Source organism: Gluconobacter sp. GP1, from assembly GCF_032913585.1.
Taxonomy (GTDB): domain Bacteria; phylum Pseudomonadota; class Alphaproteobacteria; order Acetobacterales; family Acetobacteraceae; genus Gluconobacter; species Gluconobacter cerinus.
On sequence record NZ_JASGXC010000075.1, the window covers coordinates 1 to 286 of the forward strand.

General features: G+C 58.0%; 1 protein-coding gene. It reads left to right on the top strand.

Features of this window, described 5'->3' with window-relative positions; all coding sequences use genetic code 11:
- Window positions 1-68: 68 nt before the first annotated feature.
- Window positions 69-286, top strand: a 218-nt coding sequence (locus tag R5H23_RS16990) for a hypothetical protein (RefSeq protein WP_317216145.1), incomplete at its 3' end; no start/stop codon positions are given.

The following is a 286-nucleotide window of genomic DNA, read 5'->3' on the forward strand; positions in this document are numbered from 1 at the left end:
ATGCTCCGGGTCATCCTGTGTGGCCCGGTTCGCCCTCGTCTTCCCTCCTGGAAAAAGCGTGATTACGCATGAGCGATCTTGATGACCTGGTGCGGTGCTGCACGGCCCTGATTGAAACGCAGGGATACCGCTTCGAGACGGGCATTCCAGGCGTTGGCACTTTGCCTGCATGGCGTGTCACCCAGACAAACGTGTTTCTTCCGGTATTGCTCCGGCTCGCTGAGGAGTTCTGGAGATCTGAAACAAAAGGAGCCGGCTTCGGCCTCAAGCTCGAGCCAGACACACT